Source organism: Pseudomonas sp. (assembly GCF_050739995.1).
Classification (GTDB): Bacteria; Pseudomonadota; Gammaproteobacteria; order Pseudomonadales; family Pseudomonadaceae; genus Aquipseudomonas.
The window spans coordinates 1-1981 of record NZ_JBOICG010000770.1; the positions used below are offsets into that span (position 1 = coordinate 1).

3 protein-coding genes are annotated in these 1981 nt (G+C 57.6%); 1 reads left to right on the plus strand and 2 read right to left on the minus strand.

Annotated features, from left to right (window positions below):
* Positions 1 to 58 precede the first annotated feature (58 nt).
* Entirely contained in the window at positions 59 to 607 is a 549-nt protein-coding gene (locus ACRESD_RS26140; protein ID WP_028617477.1) for an adenine phosphoribosyltransferase, read from the minus strand.
* Positions 608 to 687: 80 nt separating this feature from the next.
* Positions 688 to 1422: a fumarate/nitrate reduction transcriptional regulator Fnr gene (gene fnr / locus ACRESD_RS26145; protein ID WP_016979302.1), complete on the minus strand. Its 735-nt coding sequence runs from the start codon at positions 1420 to 1422 to the stop codon at positions 688 to 690.
* A gap of 154 nt (positions 1423 to 1576) precedes the next feature.
* Between fnr and ACRESD_RS26150 the strand changes: the two genes are divergently transcribed.
* Positions 1577 to 1981, plus strand: a 405-nt coding sequence (locus tag ACRESD_RS26150; protein ID WP_431753552.1) for a hypothetical protein, incomplete at its 3' end; no start/stop codon positions are given.

The window sequence follows — 1981 nt, forward strand, 5'->3', positions numbered from 1 at the left end:
GGAGCGGGCTTGCTCGCGAAGAGGCCAGTGAAGACGGCCGAAACATCAGGCCAGACGGTTATTGTTCAGTCAGCGCAAACTGCGTCAGGCAAAACGTCGGAATCCCCATGTCTTCCAAACGTTGCGAGCCACCCAGTTCCGGCAGGTCGATGATCGCCGCCGCTTCGAAGATCTTCGCTCCCATGCGTCGTACCAGGTTCGCTGCCGCGATCAGGGTGCCTCCGGTGGCGATCAAGTCATCGAACATCAACACCGAGTCGCCCTCGCACAGGCTGTCAGCGTGCACTTCCAGGAAGGCCTCGCCGTACTCGGTCTGATACCCCTCGGCCAGTACGTCAGCCGGCAGCTTGCCCTGCTTGCGGAACAGGATCAGCGGTTTGTTCAGCTGGTAGGCGATGATTGAACCGATCAGAAAGCCTCGGGCATCCATCGCGCCGATGTGGGTGAACTCGGCCTCGACATAACGATGGGCAAAGCTGTCGGCCACCAGGCGCAGGGCGCGGGGTGATTGGAATAAAGGTGTGATGTCACGAAAGATCACCCCAGGCTTGGGGAAGTCGATGACGGGGCGGATCAGGGATTTGATGTCGAACGAATCGAAGGTCATCGTCGAAGAGTCCTGGGGCTGGAAACGGACTCGAAGTATACCTGCGGCCTCGCCGGTTGGCGCGGCCGCAGGTCTCTGGATCAACCCTCTAGCGAACCACCGGCCAGTGCACACAGTTGGATCGGGTCAAGGATATGCACTTCCTTGCCTTCGGCGGCGATCAGTTCGTTCTGCTGGAACCGGGTAAATACGCGGGACACGGTTTCCACCGCGAGGCCCAGGTAGTTGCCGATTTCATTACGCGACATGCTCAGGCGGAACTGGTTGGCCGAGAACCCACGGGCACGGAAGCGTGCCGACAGGTTGACCAGGAACGTGGCAATGCGCTCGTCGGCGGTTTTCTTCGACAACAGCAACATCATCTGCTGATCGTCACGAATTTCCCGGCTCATCACGCGCATCAACTGACGGCGCAGTTGTGGCAGTTGCAGGGCCAATTCGTCCAGACGCTCGAAGGGGATTTCACACACTGACGTAGTCTCCAGGGCCTGAGCCGACACCGGGTGAATCTCGGTGTCCATACCGGACAACCCGACCAACTCGCTGGGCAGGTGGAAACCGGTGATTTGCTCTTCGCCGCTGTCGCTCAGGCTGAACGTCTTCAATGCGCCCGAACGTACTGCATAGACGGAATCAAACTTGTCGCCCTGGCGGAACAGAAACTCGCCTTTTTTCAGTGGGCGGCCGCGTTTAACGATGTCGTCCAGCGCATCCATGTCTTCCAGATTCAACGAAAGTGGCAGGCAGAGGGGGGCCAGGCTGCAATCCTTGCAATGAGCCTGGCTGTGAGCGCGCAGTTTAACTGGCTCGGACATTTCTTAAATCCTTGTGGGAAAACACACATAAGACGTAAGGGTAACGCACCGAGGGTGGATCAGGCCAGCGTGTACAAAAAAGCGGCAGCGGTATAAAGCTTTATGTATCGAGGTCGATACATGGATGTACTCCCTATGAGCTGGAGCTCAGATCATGTCAGTCAGCACCATCCAGAACCCAACTATCAATGTGCCGGTTGTTGCGGTCTTGAAGCCTTCTGATGTCGTCAAGGAAAAGGACAAGGACGCCACACAAACGACGCCGCCAGTGCCACCCAAGGCCACTGAAGGCGTAAAGGTGACCATTTCCGGTGCCGGCATGGGCGCCTCCAAGGCCGAATCCGAGAATAGCGATATCGACAACAGCAGCCTGAGCGACAGCGTCAAGCAGCTGCTGAAAATGATCCGCCAAATCAAAAAGCAGATTGCCGAAAAAATGGCCGAACTGGCGGCGATCATGGCTGACAACTCCATGACCAAAGAGGCGCGTATGGCTCGTGCAGCCAACGTGCAGACTGCCTTGACGTCATTGCAGGCCGGCTTGACCCTAGCCCAGACG